16 protein-coding genes and 1 pseudogene are annotated in these 20,610 nt (G+C 70.4%); 13 read left to right on the top strand and 4 right to left on the bottom strand.

Going from position 1 to position 20,610, the window contains the following annotated elements; genetic code table 11:
• Positions 1 to 202: 202 nt before the first annotated feature.
• From fxsA to ACZ9QC_RS14030, 7 genes and pseudogenes are all read left to right on the top strand, one after another.
• Positions 203 to 373: an FxSxx-COOH cyclophane-containing RiPP peptide gene (fxsA, locus tag ACZ9QC_RS14000; protein ID WP_472920440.1), complete on the top strand. Its 171-nt coding sequence runs from the start codon at positions 203 to 205 to the stop codon at positions 371 to 373.
• A 158-nt stretch (positions 374 to 531) separates the two neighbouring features.
• A complete protein-coding gene (locus tag ACZ9QC_RS14005; RefSeq protein WP_472920441.1) occupies positions 532 to 1,833 on the top strand; it encodes a TIR-like protein FxsC in 1,302 nt (433 codons plus the stop codon).
• A complete protein-coding gene (fxsT, locus tag ACZ9QC_RS14010) occupies positions 1,823 to 5,794 on the top strand; it encodes an FxSxx-COOH system tetratricopeptide repeat protein (RefSeq protein WP_472920442.1) in 3,972 nt (1,323 codons plus the stop codon). Before ACZ9QC_RS14005 ends, fxsT begins: the two co-directional genes overlap by 11 nt.
• 90 nt (positions 5,795 to 5,884) lie before the next feature.
• Positions 5,885 to 7,165: an FxsB family cyclophane-forming radical SAM/SPASM peptide maturase gene (locus ACZ9QC_RS14015; protein WP_472920443.1), complete on the top strand. Its 1,281-nt coding sequence runs from the start codon at positions 5,885 to 5,887 to the stop codon at positions 7,163 to 7,165.
• A complete protein-coding gene (locus tag ACZ9QC_RS14020) occupies positions 7,162 to 8,214 on the top strand; it encodes an aKG-HExxH-type peptide beta-hydroxylase (RefSeq protein ID WP_472920444.1) in 1,053 nt (350 codons plus the stop codon). Before ACZ9QC_RS14015 ends, ACZ9QC_RS14020 begins: the two co-directional genes overlap by 4 nt.
• 227 nt (positions 8,215 to 8,441) lie before the next feature.
• Positions 8,442 to 9,539 carry an alpha/beta hydrolase gene (locus ACZ9QC_RS14025; RefSeq protein ID WP_472920445.1) on the top strand — a complete coding sequence of 366 codons (1,098 nt, stop codon included), beginning with the start codon at positions 8,442 to 8,444 and terminating at the stop codon, positions 9,537 to 9,539.
• Positions 9,536 to 9,664: pseudogene (locus ACZ9QC_RS14030) on the top strand (FAD-dependent monooxygenase); the annotation flags it as partial. The gene ACZ9QC_RS14025 and the pseudogene ACZ9QC_RS14030, both read left to right, overlap by 4 nt.
• A 9-nt stretch (positions 9,665 to 9,673) precedes the next feature.
• Here ACZ9QC_RS14030 and ACZ9QC_RS14035 read toward each other — a convergent pair.
• Positions 9,674 to 10,573, bottom strand: a complete 900-nt coding sequence (locus ACZ9QC_RS14035) for a LysR family transcriptional regulator (RefSeq protein ID WP_472920446.1) — start codon at positions 10,571 to 10,573, stop codon at positions 9,674 to 9,676.
• A gap of 228 nt (positions 10,574 to 10,801) precedes the next feature.
• Here ACZ9QC_RS14035 and ACZ9QC_RS14040 point away from each other — a divergent pair, with 228 nt between their 5' ends.
• From ACZ9QC_RS14040 to ACZ9QC_RS14050, 3 genes are read left to right on the top strand one after another with little or no spacing between them, the layout of a single operon-like run.
• Entirely contained in the window at positions 10,802 to 12,070 is a 1,269-nt protein-coding gene (locus ACZ9QC_RS14040) for an acyl-CoA dehydrogenase family protein (RefSeq protein ID WP_472920447.1), read from the top strand.
• Positions 12,067 to 12,639 (top strand): flavin reductase family protein, encoded by a 573-nt coding sequence (locus tag ACZ9QC_RS14045; RefSeq protein ID WP_472920448.1) that lies wholly within the window; start codon positions 12,067 to 12,069, stop codon positions 12,637 to 12,639. The genes ACZ9QC_RS14040 and ACZ9QC_RS14045 overlap by 4 nt, the downstream gene beginning before the upstream one ends.
• Before the next feature lie 26 nt (positions 12,640 to 12,665).
• Positions 12,666 to 14,195, top strand: coding sequence for an acyl-CoA synthetase (locus tag ACZ9QC_RS14050; protein WP_472920449.1), 1,530 nt, complete (start codon positions 12,666 to 12,668; stop codon positions 14,193 to 14,195).
• Between the two features lie 89 nt (positions 14,196 to 14,284).
• Here ACZ9QC_RS14050 and ychF read toward each other — a convergent pair whose 3' ends face one another.
• The gene (gene ychF / locus ACZ9QC_RS14055) at positions 14,285 to 15,373 is read right to left on the bottom strand and encodes a redox-regulated ATPase YchF (RefSeq protein ID WP_472920450.1); all 1,089 of its coding nucleotides are present in this window, start codon (positions 15,371 to 15,373) and stop codon (positions 14,285 to 14,287) included.
• Between the two features lie 454 nt (positions 15,374 to 15,827).
• Between ychF and ACZ9QC_RS14060 the strand changes: the two genes are divergently transcribed.
• On the top strand, positions 15,828 to 16,295 hold the full coding sequence (locus tag ACZ9QC_RS14060; protein WP_472920451.1) for a DUF6542 domain-containing protein: 468 nt from the start codon (positions 15,828 to 15,830) through the stop codon (positions 16,293 to 16,295).
• Between the two features lie 570 nt (positions 16,296 to 16,865).
• Here the strand turns inward: ACZ9QC_RS14060 and ppgK are convergent.
• The gene (gene ppgK, locus ACZ9QC_RS14065; protein WP_472920452.1) at positions 16,866 to 17,612 is read right to left on the bottom strand and encodes a polyphosphate--glucose phosphotransferase; all 747 of its coding nucleotides are present in this window, start codon (positions 17,610 to 17,612) and stop codon (positions 16,866 to 16,868) included.
• A 140-nt stretch (positions 17,613 to 17,752) separates the two neighbouring features.
• The gene (locus tag ACZ9QC_RS14070) at positions 17,753 to 18,763 is read right to left on the bottom strand and encodes a 4-hydroxy-3-methylbut-2-enyl diphosphate reductase (protein ID WP_107072362.1); all 1,011 of its coding nucleotides are present in this window, start codon (positions 18,761 to 18,763) and stop codon (positions 17,753 to 17,755) included.
• A 151-nt stretch (positions 18,764 to 18,914) separates the two neighbouring features.
• On the opposite strand from ACZ9QC_RS14070, the gene xseA reads away from it, so the two are divergent.
• Positions 18,915 to 20,165 carry an exodeoxyribonuclease VII large subunit gene (gene xseA, locus ACZ9QC_RS14075; RefSeq protein ID WP_472920453.1) on the top strand — a complete coding sequence of 417 codons (1,251 nt, stop codon included), beginning with the start codon at positions 18,915 to 18,917 and terminating at the stop codon, positions 20,163 to 20,165.
• 10 nt (positions 20,166 to 20,175) lie between these two features.
• A complete protein-coding gene (locus ACZ9QC_RS14080; protein WP_472920454.1) occupies positions 20,176 to 20,454 on the top strand; it encodes an exodeoxyribonuclease VII small subunit in 279 nt (92 codons plus the stop codon).
• The last annotated feature ends 156 nt before the right edge of the window (positions 20,455 to 20,610 follow it).

Raw genomic sequence — 20,610 nt, forward strand, 5'->3', positions numbered from 1 at the left:
GGAGCGCCCTTCTCCGGCCAGACCTGCTACAACCGATCACCGTCGGCAAAGGGCACGAATATCCTGGCACCGGGCTGCGGACTGCGTAACAGAGCCGGCTCTTGCGACTAGGCTCTGTCCCGTCGCCCGGTGCTCCGGCGTGGCACCGGACAACAGGCACGCCCGCCGAAGTCGGCGCGTGCGGGGTAGAAAGGCACTGCAGGTGCTGAGAGAGACGAGCGGCTCCGAGTACGTCTCGGACCTGGTGGACATCACCGACCTGCCCATGGACGCGTTGGACGACCTGCCGGACACGGTCCTCGCGTCGGTGCTCCACGACGTGCGCTTCCCCTCGGGCGAGAGCTTCGCCGCGTTTGCGTCAGCACTTCTCTGACACGCCGACCATCCTCGCCACCTTTCGGCCAACTACTGTCCATCCCCCCGTGGTGCGTTGAGTCCCCCCATCAGGGGGGTATCACGTTGCTACGCACGTGTCCCGGCTCATAGGCGCGGCGAAATGCCTGCGGCCGGATACGGCGGCCGGGGGGTGTTTTGGAGCGAGAGCCGTACTTCTTCCTCAGCTATGCGCGCCGGGACGATCGTGGCAGCGCCTTCGTGGGCCGTTTCTACGACGACCTGGTCGCGGAGCTGAGCCGTCTGGGCGCGGACTGCAGCGGACAACAGCCGTTCCTCGACATCGAGCGGATCGGCCTGGGCATGGACTGGGAGAGCACGCTCGGCAGCGAGATTGGGCACTGCCGGGCCGTGGTGGCCCTGTGCTCGCCCGGTTACGTCAACAGCCTCTACTGCGGCAAGGAATGGGCCGCGTTCGAATCCCGGCTGCTGAGGTACCGCGAGCAGACCGACATTGAGGTTCCGGCGCTCATACCGGTCCTGTGGACCCCCCTGCACCATGCGATGCCGCCGGAGATCAGCAAGTACCAGTACTTCGAACCGGCGATGGGTCAGGAGTACCTGGAGCAGGGTCTGATGGGGCTGCTGCGTTCCGCCCCCGGGGGCCGCGCCTACCGCGCCGTCCTGGAACTCGTCGCGAAGCGGGTGCACCACGTGGCCGATCACTTCCGGCTGCCCCGCGCGCAGGGCCTCGACCTCGGGACCGTGCGCAGCCCCTTCGAGGGACGGGAACCCGCGGGGCCGGGGAGACACAGCACGGGTCACGTCCGGATGTTCATCGCGGCGGGCGTCACCGACCCCCTGCCCACGGGCCGGCAGCGGCGCGAGTACTACGGGCCCTCGCCGCTCGACTGGACGCCGTACCACCCTCCGATCCATCCCACCGTGGCCCTACGGGCTCAGCGCGTCATCATCGACGAGGGGTGCACCACCAGTCTGGAAGTCGTCGACCGGGGCCTCGGCGAGAAGCTCGACGAGGCCATGAACAACAACCAGACGTCGGTGCTGCTGGTCGACGCGTGGGCGGCCCGGGAAAGCCAGTACCGCGCTCCGCTGTCCGACTACGACCGGCAGAACCACCCCGTCACCGGCGTACTCGTGCCGTGTCACGAGACGGACGAGGAATCCGGTGACGAGACGCTGTGGACCGACCTCCAGCAGGTCTTCAGACGCAACTGGATGCGGCGCAACGACCCCTACGACCCACTGTTCCAGGTCCAGGTCGAAAGACACCGGTTCGAGGACCGGCTGGCCCGCATGGTGGTGGTCGCCCAGAACCGTCTCATGGAGAAGGCCGCTCCGCGCCGGCTGCCCGCCACACCGTCGGTACCGCCCATGCCTGGACTCAGCGTCCCGTACGCACCACCGCCCAGCACCGACGATCCGACCGAGCAGCCGGGTCGTACCCCCCTGCAGAAGGATCAGGACGATGAGCTCTGAGGCCGAGGCTCGGGACGCCGGCAAGATAGTCACCTTCTACTCCTACAAAGGTGGCACAGGCCGCACGATGGCCCTGGTCAACGTCGGCTGGATCATGGCCAGCAACGGCAAGCGGGTGCTGCTGGTCGACTGGGACCTCGAGGCCCCCGGCCTGCACCGTTATCTGCGCCCTTTCCTCCTCGACCCGAAACTGCGGGACACCGACGGCCTGATCAACATGGTGAACGCCTTCGTCGGCCAGGTGATACGCCCCGGGGAGCCGCCGGATTCCGGCGCCGAGGCCACGGTGATGAGTGACGACGAACTGCGGTCCCACGCACGGCTCGGCGCTCGCACCACCGGCCTGGACCTCCGGTTCCCCGCGGGTGGCCGGCTCGACTTCCTGCCCGCGGGGCGCATGTCCCCGTCGTACTCCGCGGACGTCACCAGCTTCAACTGGCGCGCCTTCTACGAACGCCTGGGCGGCGGCGCCTTCCTCCAGGCGCTGCGGGAGGAGATGAAGGCCTCGTACGACTACGTCCTCATCGACAGCCGCACGGGTGTCAGCGATATCTCGGGGATCTGCACCACCGTGATGCCGGACGTCCTCGTCGACGGGTTCGTGCTGAACCACCAGAGCATCGAGGGCGGCCTGGACGTCGCGCAGTCGGTGGCCGCGGAGGCGCGCCACCCCGTACGCATCCTTCCGGTCCCCATGCGGGTCGAGGACGGCGAACAGGAACTGCTCGAATGGGGCCGGGACCTGGCTCGTGCCGAGTTCGGACCGTTCCTCGCCTGGCTGGCCGAATCGGAGCACGAACAGTACTGGGGAGAGGTCGAGATCCCCTACAAGAAGTACTACGCCTACGCCGAGATCCCGACCACGGTCCGGGACCGGCCCTCCCAGCCGGGCAACCTGCTCGCGGCTTTCGAGCGGCTCACCGCGTGGGTCACCGACGGCCGGGTGCGATCCCTCGTCCCCCATCCGGAGGAGGAGCGGCAGCGGATGCGTGCCGCCTACCTCGACCCCAGGACGTCGTGGCCGCGCATCCACGTCAGCTACGCCTCGGGCGACCGCATGTGGGCGGAGTGGATCGCGGCCCGGCTGGAGGGCATCGGGTACCAGGTCTCGCTGCACAGCACCGCCGAACCGGGCGCCGGGGCGCTGCCCGAGGTCGCCCCCGTCCTGAAGGGACGCGGGCGGCTGCTCGCCCTGCTCTCCCCCGAGTACATGGTGCAGCGGCGCGCCCAGGACATCTGGAAGCAGGTGCGAGGTCATCAGAGCGCCGACGGATCGCTGCTGGCGGTGCGCGTCCAGGAGGGCGAAACCACTGCTCGGGATCCCTTCGGGGGGCGGTTCGCCGCCGATCTCACCCACTGCACCCCCGAGGAGGCCGAGGCCCAGCTGCTGTCGGTCGTCGGCCCGGTCCGCCGCGCCCGTATCCCGGGCAGCGTCGCACCGGCTCCCGGCTCGCCCGCCCCGCCGTTCCCCGGCACGTCCCCCGCGGTGCAGCGCGTCCCCTCCAGGAACGTCTCCTTCACCGGCCGGGGTTTCCTGCTGGAGCGGCTGCGCAACGGCTTCACCTCCGGCAGCACCACCCAGGTGCTCTACGGACTCGGAGGCGTAGGAAAGACGCAAATCGCCCAAGAGTATGCACACCGCTTCAAAGCGGCCTACGACGTGGTCTGGTGGGTCACCGCCGCGCAACCCGGTCTGATCCGCCCGGCCCTCGCCGATCTCGCACCGCGCCTCGGCCTGGAGGTCGGCGAGGACATGGTGAGCACCGCGGAGTCGGTGCTGAGGGCGCTGCGCCGGGGAGAACCCTTCGACCGCTGGCTCCTGGTCTACGACAACGCCGGACGCCCCGAACAGCTCGCGGAGTTCATCCCGACCGGGCCGCCCGGCGGACACGTCCTGCTCAGTTCTCGTGACCGGACCTGGGTGAACGACGCGGGACTGGTCGAGGTCGAGGTGTTCCAGCGCCAGGAGAGCACCGATCTGCTGCACCGCCTCAACACCGGGCTCACGGCCTCCGACGCCGACGAGGTGGCCAGGGAACTGGGCGACCTGCCGCTCGCCGTCGCCCAGGCCGCGGTGTGGCTGAGCGAGAGCAGCATGCCGGTGGCCACCTATCTGGAGCTGCTCAAGGGCCGCCTCACCGAGGTGCTGCAGACGACCCGGCTACCGCAGCGGGACTACCCGCGCTCCGCGGCGGCGACCTGGAACCTGGCGGTGGACGAGCTGCGCCGGGTGAACCAGGCGGCGGCCGAGATGCTGGAGATCTGCTCCTTCTTCGGACCCGATCCCATTCCGTTGCGACTCCTCTACAGCAAGGCCGTCACCAAGGCGTTGACCCTGCCGCCGGGTGAACCGCGCGACGAGATGGCGGTGGCCCAACTCGTCCGGGCGATCAACCGGTTCGGCCTGGCCAAGAGCGACCAGAGCAGCGCGACCCTCACGGTGCACCGGCTGGTGCAGGCCGTCATCCGCGACCAGGTCGACGAGATACGCACCCCGCAGGCCCGCGGTGTGGTGCACGCCGCGCTGGTGGACGCCGACCCGGGCGACCCCGACGTACCGGGGGACTGGGACCGCTATGCGGAACTCCTTCCCCATCTGCGGCCCAGCCTGGCAGCCGAGAGCCCGGACCCCGAGGTACGCAAGTGGGTCACCGATTCCGTGCGTTACCTGTGGAAACGCGGCCTGCACACTGACGGCCAGGAGCTCGCGGAACGCACGCTGGCCCGCTGGAAGGCGTGCGGGATCGGGCACCCCGACGACCCACAGACCCTGATGCTGCGCATCCAGCTCGGCAACGTGCTCCGTTCCAGGGGGCGGCTGGAGACGGCGTACGAGATCGACCACGACACCTTCGAGCGGTTCCACCGCACCAAGGGCCCGGACTACGCGCACACGCTCGCCGCCGCCGGGAACGTCGCCGCCGACCTGCGCGCGCTGGGCCGCTACCTCGAAGCCCGGGAACTCGACCGTCAGACCCTCGAGGGAGCCCTGCGGACACTGGGGGACGACCATCCGCGCACCCTCATGTACACCAACAACCTCGGTATGTCGGAGTACCTCGCGGGCGATCGCCGGGCGGCTCTGGCTCTCCACGAACTCGCCTACCGGCAACAGAGCGATGCCCGCGGCCGGGACAACTTCTACTCCCTGCTGTTCGCCAGCAACTACGCCCGGGATCTGCGGGAGACCGGGAGTCTGCGGGAAGCCCTGGACCTGCTGCGCTCCACCGTCCAGTGGTACGAACAGACCCTCGGGGACAGCCATATGGAGACGCTGAGGACGCGCCGCAACCTCGCCGTGGCGCTGCGTCGGGCGGGTGACTACGAACAGGCGAGAAAGATCGACGAGGACATCCACTCCCGGTACGTCGAGGCGCACGGCACGGAGCACCCAGACACGCTCGCCGCGGCCTGCGGTCTCGCCTGCGACCTGGGGGCGCTCGGCGAACCGCAACGGGCACGGCAACTGGCCGAGCGGGCGATGGACCGCTACAGCGCCTACCTGGGCGCGGAACATCCCGTCACCCTGGCCTGTGCCACCAACCTCTCGGTGTACCGGCGCCTGACGGGCAGTACCGAATCCGCATGCGAACTGTCCCACAGGGCTCTGCACCAGATGTCACGGATCGCCGGGGAGAGCCACCCGTACAGCCTGAGCTGCATGATCAATCACGCGAACGACCTCTTTCTGGCGGGCGAACTGGAGCAGGCGGTCGACTGGGACCGGCGTGCGCGGCGGTACTTCCTCGACATCCTGGGGCCCGACCACTACGACGCCATCAGCATCACCTCCAACCTGGGCCTGAGCCTGCGGGCGATCGGCCGTACCGAGGAGGCTGGGCAGTTGGCGGAGGAGGCCGCGCTGAGGGCCCGGGAGAAGTTGGGAGAGGCACACCCCACGACCCGGGCGATTCTGTCCGGGAAACGACTCGACTCGGACATCGAACCGCCGACCACCTGATCAGATGACGTCATCCGCCCCACGAGCCACACGGCGTCCACGGGGTACCTATGATGGCCTCTTTCCTCCGCCGCCATAGCAGAGCGATCGATGCCGATGTCCGCCACCAACGCCCCACCCGCCGCACCTTCCGCACCCTCCGCACCGGACAGCGGGGCGAAGGCCGTGCCCTTCCGGCAGTTCCTGCTCAAGGTCCACAGCCGGTGCAACCTGGCCTGCACCTACTGCTACATGTACGAGGCGGCCGACCAGAGTTGGCGGCAACGGCCCAGGAGCATGGCTCCGGCGACGGTGCGGCGGGCGGCGCGGCTGATGGCCGAACACGCCACGGAGCACGCACTGTCCGAGGTGCACGTGGTGCTGCACGGCGGCGAGCCCCTGTTGGTCGGAGCGGAGTACCTGGAAGATCTCCTCGGGACGGTCACGGACGCCCTGGCCGGGATCGCCACGCCGCGCTTCGCCCTGCAGACCAACGGCATCCGGCTCGCCGAGGACCCGCGACTGCTCCCCGTACTCGACCGTCACGAGGTCCGCATCGGGGTGAGCCTGGACGGCACCCCCGCAGGACACGACCTGCATCGGCGGCGGGCCGACGGAAAAGGCAGTTACGCCGCCACCGCCCGCGCGCTCGAACTGCTGACGCAACCGGCCCACCGGCACCTGTTCGCCGGCCTGTTGTGCGTGATCGATCCGACCACCGGCCCGCTGGAGACGTACGAGGCACTCCTGCGGTTCGCTCCGCCCCGGCTGGACCTGTTACTCCCCCATGGGACCTGGCAGGCTCCGCCGCCCGGCCTCGGCACGCGGATCTCCCCGCCCTCGGCTCCGCCCGCGCCGGGCACGGCCGCGTGCGCCACCCCGTACGCCGACTGGCTGTGCGCGGTCTTCGACCGCTGGTACGGCGCCCCGCGCAGGGAAACCGGCATCCGGCTGTTCGAGGAGATCATGGTGCTGCTGCTCGGTGGCACCGCCCGCAGCGAGGTGGTCGGACTCACACCGGTCGACCTCGTCGTCGTCGAGACCGACGGGGCGATCGAGCAGGCCGACTCGCTCAAGGTCAGCTATCCCGGTGCCCCCGAGACCGGGTTGCACGTGCTCCGCGACACCTTCGCCGACGCCGCCGCGCATCCCGCCTTCCGCGCCCGGCAGCGAGGGCTGAGCGGGCTCGGCCCGGTCTGCCGATCCTGCACCCGCTCCCGCGTGTGCGGCGGCGGCCTGTACGCCCACCGATACGCTCCCGGAGCCACTCCGGTCTTCTCGGCGCCCTCCGTGTACTGCGACGACCTGGCGGTACTGGTCGACCACATCGGCGCCCGGCTCCGCCAGGACGTCGCGGCACTGACCGTGCCCCCACGGAAGGCGCCCCGATGAGAGCGCACACCGTGCCCGCCCCCGTCTTCACGGCGCTGGCCCGCGCCCGCGGCGGTGCGGCCGCCGTGGACCTGTTGCGAAGCGGGCAACTCAGCAAACGCATGCTGATGGTGCGGGCACTGCGCCAGGCGGCGCACGGGCATCCGGACGAGGCCGCCACGGCAGCGGTGTACCGCGGCCTGGTCGAACTGAACCGACGGGACCGCGCGGCTTGGCGCGAGGTCATGCTGCATCCCTATCTGGACGAGGGTCTGAACCGCGCCCTCATCGCGCTGGAGCGCGGGGTGCCTGGGGATCTGCGGTGGCTGGAACAGCTGATGGCGGACCCGGGCAGACGGGCATGGCACCGCGTCGAAGCCGTCTGTGACGGCGCGGCACTCGAACTGCGGCTCGCCGACCATGGCCCCTTCCGTGAGGCGCACGGACACGAACTCGCCGAGCCCCTCACCCCCGGGCAAGTCAGGGAGTGGACCCGAGCACTGGATGCGGCCTGGACCGTGCTCGTGCGGCGGCACCCCTGGCACGCCCAGACCATCGCCGCGGGCCTGACCACAGTGGTGCCGCTGCTTCCCCACCCCGACGGCACCGAGGTGAGCTCGGCGGCCCGTCGTGCCTTCGGAGCCGTAGCCGCTTCCCTCCCGGAGGACCCGGTACTTCTCGCGCTGACCCTTGTGCACGAGTTTCTGCATGTCCAACTCGGCGCACTGCTCGACCTGTTGCCGCTGCACGGTCCGCCGACGCAGGCCCGCTACCACGCACCGTGGCGCCCCGATCAGCGGCCCGCCGGAGCGCTGCTCCAGGGGACGTACGCGCATCTGGGCGTGACGGACTTCTGGCGCACCGAACTGGCCTCCGGTACGGGAGGCAAGCGTGCCCGGCGCGAGTACGACACCTGGCGTGAGCACACCGAGGCTGCCTCCCACACGCTGCTCGCGAGCGGTGAACTCCTGCCCGCGGGCGAGCGGTTCGTGACGGAGCTGCGCGAGGCCGTGCGTCGTCGGCCCGCGCGTGCAGAGGCGTTGCACGGCAGCGGCGGACCTCGCCCATGACCTCCGTGGGAACAAGCCGCCGGTCGTCGAGCAGCTGGAGGCCGCGCTCCGCACCGACGCCCTGGTCACCCTCGCCGCCACGCGCACCTTCCCGGTGAAGCAGCCGCCCTCGGGGACCGCTGATGAGCGCCATGCATCACGGCGTCCCCAACCGGCATTGGACCGCCCCGGAGCCGGTCACCAATAGTGCTGGGCATGGGCGCAGACGCCGTGACGGAGGTTCACCGATGACCATCTCCCCAGCACCCGGAACCACCGAGCCGGCCCGTGCCGCCTCGCCGTTGACGATCAGCGAGCAAGGCGCGTTCTGGGTCGGTGCCGGGCGCAAGCCGACCGAGGCCGGGACCGCCGCCGAGGCCGCGATGTACGTCCAGTACCAGATCCCGGCCGATCTCCGGCATTCGCTGCCCGTGGTGATGGTCCACGGGGGCGGCGGCCAGGGCACGGACTACCTGTCGACGCCGGACGGGCGCCCCGGCTGGGCCACCCGGTTCCTCCAGGCCGGTTACGCCGTCTACGTGGTCGACCGTCCAGGTCACGGGCGCTCCCCCTACCACCCCGATGTCCTCGGGCCCATCGAGGGCGCGGCGCCGACGTACGAGTTCATCCGCTGGCTGTTCTGCGAGGGGGCGGGACGACCTGGTGGCCAGTGGCCCGGCAGCGGCGAGATCGGCGACGACTCCGCGCTGGACCAGTTGATGGCGAGCCAGGGCCCGACGCTGCCCACCTTCGCCGAGAACGAGGAGCAGATGCGGCGCTGCGGGGCCGAGTTGCTGGACCGTATCGGACCGGCCGTGCTGATCACCCACTCCATGGGTGGGCCGTTCGGCTGGCTGGTCGCCGATGCCCGGCCCGGGCTGGTGAAGGCCGTTGTCTCCGTCGAGCCGATCGGGCCGCCGTTCACCGAACTGCCCGGCCTCGGAAAGCTGGAGTGGGGGCTCACCGCCGCCCCGATCACTTACGAGCCGCCGGTAACGACCCCGGAGGAACTGCGCCTTCGGCTGCGCGAGGCGGGGGGCGACGGGCTGCAGGACTGCCTCGTCCAGGACGAAGAGGCCGGCCCCGTGCGGTCCCTGCCAGGGCTCCAGGGCTTCCCGATCGCCGTGGTCGCGGCCGACCACTCGCCGGTCGCGTCGTTCCAGCACGGTATCGCCGACTACCTCGCCCAGGCCGGTGCCGACGTCGAGTTGCTGCGCCTGGCGGACCTGGGACTCACGGGCAACGGTCACCTGCCCATGGGCGAGAAGAACTCCGACGACGTGGCCGAGGCACTGATGACCTGGCTGAACAAGCGACTGGCGGACGGGGAGGAAACATCCCGATGACAGCCGTGACAACCGTTCCGACCGTCGAGACCGATGTGCTCATCGTGGGAAGCGGGCCCGCGGGAGCGAGCGCCGCACTGGCGCTGAGCACCTATGGCGTGCCGAACGTCATGGTCACCCGCTACTGACCCCTCCTACCGGGAGATCTCGGCGTACGGAACGCCGGTCGCGCGTCGGGCCACCCGGCGTGCGACCTCGGCGAACGCCGGGGCGGCGGGCGAGTGACCGGCCTCCGGAAACACGACGGCGGCCACCAAGCCGAGGGGCTCCTTCGGAGCGACGTTCTCCACTCCCGGGTGCGGGAACATCCGGGTGGCCGACAGCGGCATCAGTCCCACCATGTGCTGGTAGGCGATCTTCAAGGACACGTCCTGGGCCGAGCGGGCGTGGAAGCCGACCGTCGGGGCGTCGTCCCCGTTTCGTCCGCCCACCCAGAAGTCGAGGCCCGGCTCGGGGGTGACCCAGGGCTGGTCGAAGACCTCGGTCACGTCCACCGCGGCTGCCCCAGCCAGCGGATGCCCCTTCCACAGCGCGAGGGAAGCGGGCTCGGTGAAGATCGGTACTCGTGTCACGCCCGGCATGTCGACGTTCAGGGGCAACAGCGCCACGTCGTACTCGCCGGCCAGCAACGGGGCGAGCCCCTGGTGGAAGTCCGCTTCATGTACCCGGACCGTGACGCTGGGATACCGCTCGCAGAACGCCTCGATGACCGGATGAGTGAGTTCGGCCAGAGCCACGCCGTAGCACGCGACCCGCACCTCGTCCCGTCGCCTGGCCCGGATGGCGCCCGCGGCGGCGGCGAGCCGGTCGGCGTCGGCCAGCACCTCGCCCGCCCGTTGGAGCAGTTCCGCGCCGTCGGCGGTGAGCGCCACATGCCGTTTGTCGCGGTCGAACAGCTGGACGCCCAGCTCACGCTCGAGGGCGGCGATCGATCGCGTCAGCGCGGGCTGGGTCAGGTGCAGACGCTCGGCGGCGACCCGGTAATTCAAGGTCTGGGCGAGCGCTGAGAAATGGCGCAGGTTCCGGAGTTCCACTCAGCCCTCCAGAAAGGCGAGGTCCACAGCGTTGTGGTCCGCGCCAGGTTACAGCGCGCTTCCCCGCACGTCACCGGGCAGAAATGTGCGGCATTCCCGTCACCCCCACCGACCTGCTGTGATGCACGGCACTCATCAAACCCGCAGTCACCGGCATTGGACGGTCCTCCGCCGCGCTGCCAACACTCCCTTCAGGCCGACCCAGAACACCAGCGGATGGGGTGCGAATTGTCCGAGACAACCGAGACAACAAAGGCAGCCGAGGCAGCCGAGGCAGCCGAGAAGATCATCGAGATTCCGCAGCCGGAGCCGGACCTGACACCGGAGGAACTGGTGCGCCGGGCCGCCGCCATGAGGACCTGGCTACGTGATCATCAGGACGAGACCGAACAGCGGACCGGTATCCCTGAGGACACGCACAAGGCGTTCCTGGAGGCGGGTTTCTACCGGTCCCTCCAGCCACGCCGCTTCGGCGGCTACGAGTTCGACCTGCGGACCTACTCCCGGATGGTCACCGAGGTGGCCCGCGGCTGCCCGTCCAGTGGCTGGAACCTGTGTCTGGCCGCCTCCCACAGCCTGGTGGTGGCCGGCCGCTTCCCCGAGAGCACCCAGCGCGAGGTGTTCGGTCCGGACGGTGACTTCCGGGCCCCGCTGCCGATCGCCCCGAGCGCCACCGCGACGAGGACCCCCGACGGGTACCTGGTCAACGGCCGCTGGGACTACTCCTCCGGAGTCAACGTCTCCACGCACTTCCTGGGTGGCGTGCTCATCATCGACGAAGAGGGCGGCATACCCACGCCGGGCATGGTGCTCGTGCCCTCCGGCTGGCGGATGCTCGACAACTGGGGCGAGATCCTGGGCTTCCGCGGCAGCGGGTCCAACAGCGTCGTGGCCGAGGACGTCCTCGTACCGCATGAATACGTGTCCAGGACCCACCTCGCGGCGAGCGACGCCACCGACGGGCCGGGGGTGGAACTGCACGGCAACCCGATGTACGCGGGCCGGCTGATGTCGTTCTTCAACATCCAGCTGTGTTCGATCGTGGCGGGCACCGCCTGGGCCGCGGTCGACGAGTACCGGCGGATCATCACCACCAAGAACAGCCCGCTGCCGCCCTTCAAGCCGCGCAGCCACGATCCGGAACACCAGCGCAACCTCGGCCTGGCCACGGCCCTGGCCGACAGCGCGCAGCGGATCATCCTGTCGGTCGCCGACGACTACACCGCGTACGCCGCCCGGGGCCTGGCAGGGGGCGAGCCCTTCTCCGAACTGGACGACCAGGCCCTCTCCCTCACGGCCCGGCAGTCCGGCCAACTCGCCTGCCAGGCCGTTGAGATGCTGGCCTCGGCCAGTGGCTCCAGCGCGCTGGCGAACGGCGAGCGCATGCAGCGGTACCTGCGCGACGTAGCCACGTACAAGACACACATCAACGCGCAGCACGGCTCGTGGGCCACGGGGTACGCCCGTTCTCTGCTCGGGCTGGAGACCCCGGCGTGAACCGGCAGACGCCCGCCGCGACAGCGCCCGGCGGTGGCCCGGCGGACGACCCCGGCCTGTTCCGGCACGTGCTCGGCCACTACCCGACGGGTGTCACGGTGGTCACCGCGAAGGAACCCGACGGCACCCCGGTCGGCATGGTGATCGGCTCGTTCACCTCGGTGTCCCTGGACCCTCCGCTCGTCGCGTTCCTCCCCGGCCGATCCTCCACGACCTGGCCCAGGATCATGGCCGGCGGCGCCTTCTGCGTGAACGTGCTGGCCGCCGGCCAGGAGGGCCTCTGCCGGGACGTCAGCGCCAAGGCACCCGACGTCTTCGACCGCCACCCGTGGCGCGGCGCGGCCTCGGGCAGCCCCGTCCTCGCGGGCGCCGTCGCCTGGATCGACTGCGACATCGCCGACGTGTGGACCCTCGGCGACCACTACTTCGTCCTCGGCCACGTGCGGGAACTCGGAGTGGAGAAGACCGGCGTCTCGCCGCTGGTCTTCTCCCGGGGGCGGCTCGCCCCGTTGCCGCCCCGCCGGGACCACGACGAATCAGCCGACTACATATGGCCCGACTGGCTCTGAGAGCTCTGAGAGAAAAGAGACGCACCATGCGCGATCAAGGGCTCGGCTCGTGGCCCGCGCGGCGTGCCCGCATGGCACCGGAAGCCACCGCCGTCGTGCACGACGGTGGATCCCTGTCCTACGGAGAGCTGGCCGCGCGCGTGACGCGGCTCGCTCACGCCCTGCGTGCCCTGGGGGTCGGACACGGCGACCGGGTGGCCTACCTCGGCGCGAACCATCCGACCCTGGCGGAGACCCTGTTCGCCGCGAACGCGCTGGGCGCCGTCTTCGTCCCGCTCAACACCCGCCTCGCGGCACCCGAGTTGGCCTTCATCCTGGGCGACTCGGGAGCGGCGGTGCTGGTGTTCGGGGCCGAACTCACCGACACCGTCGACGCGTTCAGGGACGACGTCGAGGTGAAGCACTACGTCGAGGTGGGGAGCGCGTACGAGGAGCTGCTGGCGAACGCACCCGACGGCCCCCTGGACGAGACGGTCGGCCTCGACGAGGTGTGCATGATCCAGTACACCTCCGGCACCAGCGGCCGTCCCAAGGGGGTCATGCTCACCCACGCCAACATCGCCTGGAACTGCTTCAACATCCTGCTGGACGTGGACATCGCCTCCGACGACGTCGCTCTGGTGGTGGCACCGATGTTCCACACCGCCGCCCTCAACACCGTCTTCCTGCCGGGCTTCCTCAAAGGAGGGACGTCGGTGCTGATGGGCGGTTTCGACCCGGAACGGGTGCTCGACGTCATCGCCGAGCACCGGGTGACGAGGATGTTCGGCGTGCCCGCGATGTACCAGGCCATGGCCCGGTCGTCGCGGTGGGCGACGGCCGACCTGTCGTCGATCCGGATCCTGATGTGCGCGGCGGCACCCGTACCCAAGGCCCTCATCCACACCTACCAGGACCGTGGCCTGACCTTCCTCCAGGCGTACGGTCTGACCGAGACCGCTCCCGCCGCGCTGGGCCTGCGCGCACCGGACAGCATCCGCAAGGCCGGCTCGGCCGGTACACCCTGCTTCTTCACCGACGTACGCGTGGTGCGGCCCGACCTCACCGATGTCGCGCCGGGCGAGGTCGGCGAGGTGATCATCGAGGGCCTCAACGTGATGAAGGGCTACTGGCAGTGGCCCGAAGCGACCAAGGACGCCTTCGTCGAAGGAAGTTGGTTCCGCTCCGGAGACGCGGCCACCGTCGACGAGGAGGGGTACGTCACGATCGTCGACCGGATCAAGGACATGTACATCTCCGGCGGGGAGAACGTCTATCCGGCCGAGGTCGAGCAACTCCTCTACCAGCATCCCGCGGTCGCCGAATGCGCGGTGATCGGCGTACCCGACGAACGATGGGGCGAAGTGGGCAGAGCGCTGGTCGTGCCCCGCGTGGGCGCCGACGTGTCGCCCGACGACATCATGGACTCCCTGTCCGGCCGACTCGCCAAGTACAAGCTCCCCAAGTCGGTCGTCCTCGTCGACGCCCTGCCCCGCAACGCCACCGGCAAGATCCTCAAGGCCCGCCTGCGCAGCCGGTACGGCTCCCTGTCGGACCGCGGCGCCGAGGATGCATGACGCCAGGCCAAGGGGCCTGACCCCAAAGAGTCAGACCCCTTCTGACCTGCATTTTTGCCACATCAGCGATGTGGTGTCACTTCATCCGCTCAGACATTGAAGCGGAACTCGACGACGTCCCCGTCCTGCATCACGTAGTCCTTGCCCTCCATGCGGGCCTTGCCCTTGGCGCGGGCCTCGGCCACCGAGCCCATTTCGACCAGGTCGGCGAAGGAGATGACCTCGGCCTTGATGAAGCCCTTCTGGAAGTCGGTGTGGATCACGCCGGCCGCCTCGGGGGCCGTCGCGCCCTTCTTGATCGTCCAGGCGCGGGATTCCTTGGGGCCGGCCGTGAGGTAGGTCTGCAGGCCCAGGGTGTCGAAGCCGACCCGGGCGAGGGTGGCGAGGCCCGGCTCCTCCGCCCCGACCGACTCCAGCAGCTCCATCGCGTCCGCCTCGTCCAGCTCGGCGAGGTCCGCCTCCAGCTTGGCGTTGAGGAAGATCGCCTCGGCCGGGGCCACCAGCGCGCGCTGCTCGTTCTTGAAGTCCTCGTCGGTCAGCTCGTCCTCGTCGACGTTGAAGACGTAGAGGAACGGCTTGGTGGTGAGGAGGTGCAGGTCGTGGAGGAGCTCCTCGTTGCCGGAGCCCTGCACGATGCCCTGCGAGAAGAGGGTGTCGCCCTTCTCCAGGATCTCCTTGGCTGCCTCGACGGCGGCGACCTTCGGCGCGATGTCCTTCTTGATGCGCGACTCCTTCGCCAGGCGCGGCAGGACCTTCTCGATGGTCTGCAGGTCGGCGAGGATCAGCTCGGTGTTGATCGTCTCGATGTCGTCCTTGGGCGAGACCTTGCCGTCGACGTGGACGACGTTCTCGTCCTGGAAGGCACGGATGACCTGGCAGATCGCGTCCGACTCGCGGATGTTCGCGAGGAACTTGTTGCCGAGGCCCTCGCCCTCGCTGGCGCCGCGCACGATGCCCGCGATGTCGACGAAGTCGACCGTCGCCGGGAGGATCTTCTGCGAGCCGAAGATCTCGGCCAGCTTCGTCAGGCGCTCGTCCGGGACACCCACGACGCCGACGTTCGGCTCGATCGTGGCGAACGGGTAGTTGGCCGCCAGCACGTCGTTCTTGGTCAGGGCGTTGAACAGGGTCGACTTGCCGACGTTGGGCAGACCGACGATTCCGATCGTGAGCGACACGTTTGCGACTTCCCGTATGTAGGAGGGCCAGGCGGCCGGGGCTGGAGCGGCTGGGCCTGGGGCCGGCCCGGAGCCTGTCCGGCGGATCGTGCCCCAGCGGCCGGAAGGCCGGCCGATCCCCCAGTTTACGGCGTACCGGCACCCGCCCCGGCGAGGTATCGAACGCTTGGCCAAGGTCCGCTCGACGGCGTGTCTGTATACCCATTCGGCACATTAACCGACCTAAGTTGGGCGAGTGGACCAGCAGCAACGGACGTACCCTCCGCCGCCCTCTCGGACCGGGCCGCAGCGCGGCGCCTCTCCGCTTCCGCCGCAGGCGGGCAGAGGGGGCCGGGTTCCCGGCGCGGGGGCGCCGCGTCGTGCTCCGGTCGCGCGCGGGCCCGTGCCGCCTCCGGTCCGAGCGGTGCGGAGCGTCGCGCGAGCCGTACGGAGCGCCCGCCGGGCCGTGCGTCGGATGCCGGAACCGCGCCTCACCGGGCTGGGCTGCGGGTTGTTCTGCGGGGTGTCCATGTTCGTGCTGGCGGGGCTGGACCGGCTGCTTCTCGGTTCGTCCGCCACCGTGTACGGCGTGCTGTTCCTGCTGGTCAGCGCGTTGGGGGCGGGGTGGGTGCGGCGCGGTGACCTGGCGAGCGCGCCCGTCGTCGTGCCGATCGCCTTCGCGGTGGGGCTGCCGTTGCTCGCCGAGGGGGAGGGTGGCCTCGGGGGGCATCTGATGGCCCTCGTCACCGCCCTCGCCATGCAGGCCGGCTGGCTGTACGGCGGCACGCTCGTCGCCGGGGTCATCGTGACCGTGCGCAAGCTGCGGCTGATGTCCCGCCGGGCCGCCGAGCGGGACCGGCCTCCGTCCGACCGCCGGCCCGTGGGGCCCCGGACGCCGAGGCCTCCGGCCCAGCCGCGCCGTACGGTCCCGCGAGGCCACTGAGCGCTCCGCGCGGGGGCCGCCGTCCGGGGGCGTGCGGCTGCGGCGCCGTCGGGGTCGGTTGCGCAGTTCCCCGCGCCCCTAGTCCCCTAGGGGCGCGTCGGGCGCAGAAGGCCAACCCTCCCGGGGCTCGACCGACCGACATGCCGTCGTACGGCTGCCGCGCCGTCGGGGCCGGGCACGCAGTTCCCCGCGCCCCTGGTGGGTGCCGTCGGGCGCAGAAGGCCAACCCTCCCGGGGCTCGACCGACCGACCTGCCGTCGTACGGCTGCCGCGCCGTCGGGGCCGGGCACGCAGTTCCCCGCGCCCCTGGTGGGTGCCCGTCGGGCGGAGAAGACCAGCCCTCCCAGGGCCCGACCGACCGACCTGCCGTCGTACGGCTGCCGCGCCGTCGGGGCCGGGCACGCAGTTCCCCGCGCCCCTGGTGGGTGCCCGTCGGGCGGAGAAGACCAGCCCTCCCAGGGCCCGACCGACCTGCCGTCGTACGGCTGCTGCGCCGTCGGGGCCGGGCGCGCAGTTCCCCGCGCCCCTGGTGGGTGCCGCCGTGAGCCAGAGGGCGTAGGCCTCCTTTGGTTACTCGGCCTTTGCCGCTCTCATCGCCGCTCCCACGATGCCCGCGTTGTTCTGCAGCTGGGCCGGGACGATCTCCGCCCTGATGCCCTCGATGAGGTGGAGGAACTTCGCGGACTTGCGGCTGACGCCGCCGCCGATGATGAAGAGCTCGGGCGAGAAGAGCATCTCGACGTGCGCGAGGTACTTGGTGACGCGCTTGGCCCAGTGCTCCCACGTCAGCTCGTGGTCCTCCTTGGCCTTGGTGGAGGCGCGGGTCTCGGCGTCGTGGCCGTGCAGCTCCAGGTGGCCGAGCTCCGTGTTCGGGACGAGAACCCCGTCGGAGAAGACGGCACTGCCGATGCCCGTGCCGAAGGTGAGCAGGATGACCGTGCCCTGCCGGTCGCGCCCGGCGCCGAACTGGACCTCCGCCACACCCGCCGCGTCCGCGTCGTTCACCACCGTCACCGGCAGCCCGCCGATCCGCTCGCTCAGCAACGCACGTGCGTCGACGTCGATCCAGCTCTTGTCGACGTTGGCCGCCGTACGGATCGTGGCACCGCCCGCGACCACGCCGGGGAAGGTGATGCCGACCGGTCCGGTCCAGCCGAAGTGGCCGACGACCTCCTTGACCCCGTCGGCCACCGCGTCGGGCGTCGCCGGGTGCGGGGTCAGCACCTTGTACCGCTCGTCCGCCAGGTCGCCCAGGTCCAGGTCCACGGGAGCGCCCTTGATCCCGGAACCGCCGATGTCCACGCCGAAGATGTGCATGGCCCTACGTTACGTCGTACGACTGACAGTCACGCTCATGAGGTGGGCGACCGCCGACGGGGGCCGGAATCCTCACGTCCTCGAACGGGTACGGCCCCGGAACCTTCACGTCCCGGGGCCGTACGCGCGCATGCGGAGGGTCAGGCGCCCTGGCCGGTGCGCTCGGCGACCAGGGAGGCCGCCTCCTCGCGCAGGTCGCGGCGGAGCTCCTTGGGCAGGGAGAAGGTGATCGACTCCTCTGCGGCCTTCACCAGTTCGACGTCCTCGTAGCCGTGCTGGGACAGCCACTCCAGGACCTCCTCGACGAGAACCTCCGGCACCGAGGCGCCCGAGGTGACGCCGACGGTCTCCACGCCCTCCAGCCATGCCTCGTCGATCTCGCTGGCGAAGTCCACGAGGTACGCCTCGCGGGCGCCGGCGAGCTTGGCCACCTCGACGAGGCGGACCGAGTTGGAGGAGTTGCGGGAGCCGACCACGATGACCAGCTCCGCCTGGGCGCCCATCTGCTTCACGGCGAGCTGACGGTTCTGCGTGGCGTAGCAGATGTCGTCGCTGGGCGGCGAGACGAGCAGCGGGAACTTCTCCTTGAGCGCGCCGACGGTCTCCATCGTCTCGTCGACGGACAGCGTGGTCTGGGAGAGCCAGACGATCTTGGACGGGTCGCGGACCTCGACCTTGGCGACGTCCTCGGGGCCGTCGACCAGCTGGATGTGGTCCGGCGCCTCGCCCGAGGTGCCGATGACCTCTTCGTGTCCCTCGTGTCCGATCAGGAGGATGTCGAAGTCGTCCTGCGCGTACCGGATCGCTTCCTTGTGGACCTTGGTGACCAGCGGGCAGGTCGCGTCGATGGTGGCGAGCTTGCCGCGTGCGGCCTCTTCATGGACGGTCGGGGCGACGCCGTGGGCCGAGAACATGACGATGTTGCCCTCGGGGACCTCCTCCGTCTGTTCGACGAAGATGGCGCCCTTCTTCTCCAGCGTCTGCACGACGTACTTGTTGTGGACGATCTCGTGGCGGACGTAGATCGGGGCCCCGTACTGCTCCAGGGCCTTCTCGACGGCGATCACCGCGCGGTCGACACCCGCGCAGTAGCCGCGCGGGGCGGCGAGGAGGACACGGCGGCGGCCAGGCGAAGCGGTCATGTCCTCCATCGTAGGGGGTTCCCGCTCTGGGGCCCCGCCGTGGGGCGGGGGCGCGCAGCAGCTCGGGAGTACGCGTGTTCTGGCGGGTGCGATCCCCCGAGCTGTGTGGCGGCCTTGTCCGAACCCCCGCTGTCCGAACCCCCCCGCTACGCTCGGCCGCATGGCTCTGAACACGTCCGCCGAATCTCCCCTCCCCGTCGGCGAGGTCTCCCGCCTCATCGGCGGCTGGATCGACCGGCTCGGCGCGGTGTGGGTGGAGGGGCAGATCACCCAGCTGTCGCGGCGCCCGGGCGCGGGCGTCGTGTTCCTCACGCTGCGGGACCCGTCGCACGACATCTCCGTGGGCGTCACGTGCTACCGCCAGGTGTTCGACGCGGTGGCCGACGTCGTGAGCGAGGGCGCCCGGGTGGTCGTGCTGGCGAAGCCGGAATGGTACGCGCCGCGTGGGCAGCTGTCCTTGCGGGCCACCGAGATAAAGCCGGTCGGGGTCGGTGAACTGCTCGCCCGGCTGGAACAGTTGAAGAAGTCGCTGGCCGGCGAGGGGCTCTTCGCGCCGGAGCGGAAGAAGCCGCTGCCCTTCCTGCCGCAGCTCATCGGCCTCGTCTGCGGCCGCGCCTCGGCCGCCGAGCGGGACGTGCTGGAGAACGCCCGGCACCGCTGGCCGGCCGTCCGCTTCGAGGTGCGCAATGTCCCCGTGCAGGGCGTGCACGCGGTGCCGCAGGTCGTGCAGGCGGTGAAGGAGCTGGACGCGATGGAGGGCGTGGACGTCATCGTGGTGGCGCGCGGCGGCGGCAGCGTGGAGGATCTGCTGCCCTTCTCCGACGAGCAGCTCGTACGGGCGGTCGCGGCCTGTCGTACGCCGGTGGTGTCGGCGATCGGGCACGAGCCGGACACCCCGTTGCTGGACTACGTGGCCGACCTGCGCGCGTCCACGCCCACCGACGCGGCCAAGAAGGTCGTACCGGACGTGGGCGAGGAGTACGAGCGGGTGCGGTGGCTGCGGGACCGGGCGCGGCGGTGTGTGCAGGCGTTCGTGGAGCGGGAGGAGCGGGGGCTGGCCCACGCGCTGGCGCGTCCCTCGATGGAGGACCCGCACCGCATGATCGACGAACGCGCCGACCACGTGGCGTCGTTGCTCGACCGGGGGCGCCGCTGCCTCGGGCACCATCTGGACCGTGCCTCCTCGGAGTTGACGCACACGCACGCGCGCGTGGTGGCCCTCTCCCCCGCGGCGACGCTGCGGCGGGGGTACGCGGTGCTGCAGAAGGCGGACGGACATGTGGTCCGCGCCCCCGGCGAGGTGGGGCCGGAGGAGCCGTTGCGGGCGCGGGTGGCCGAGGGCGAGTTCGCCGTCCGGGTCGACGGGACGGGGGCCGTGCAGGAGACCGGCACTGTCGGAGGGGACGCATAGGGTGGGCCGTATGACCAGCAACGTGAGTGAGGCCGAGGGGACGACCGAGGCCGCGGGGGTCTCGGAGGCCGACCGCGCCCTCGGGTACGAGCAGGCGCGGGACGAGCTGATCGAGGTCGTCCGGCGTCTGGAGGCGGGCGGTACGACGCTGGAGGAGTCCCTCGCCCTCTGGGAGCGGGGCGAGGAGCTGGCCAAGGTCTGCCGACGCTGGCTGGACGGGGCGCGAGCGCGGCTGGACGCGGCGCTGGCGGAGGGCGAGGAGAGCGAGGGGAACGCCGAGTCCGGCTGACCGCTGACCTCGTCTTGACGGCTCTCCCAGCAGCACCTCTCACCTGCGGAGCCACTGTTCTCACCTGCCGGAGCCACTGTGAAGCAGCTCACCAGGGCTCGCTTTGGTTGAAAGTTGAATTTCTCTGCCGTACGGTTGAGGACGTACACCTCGCAC

This window comes from Streptomyces sp. HUAS MS02 (assembly GCF_055702265.1).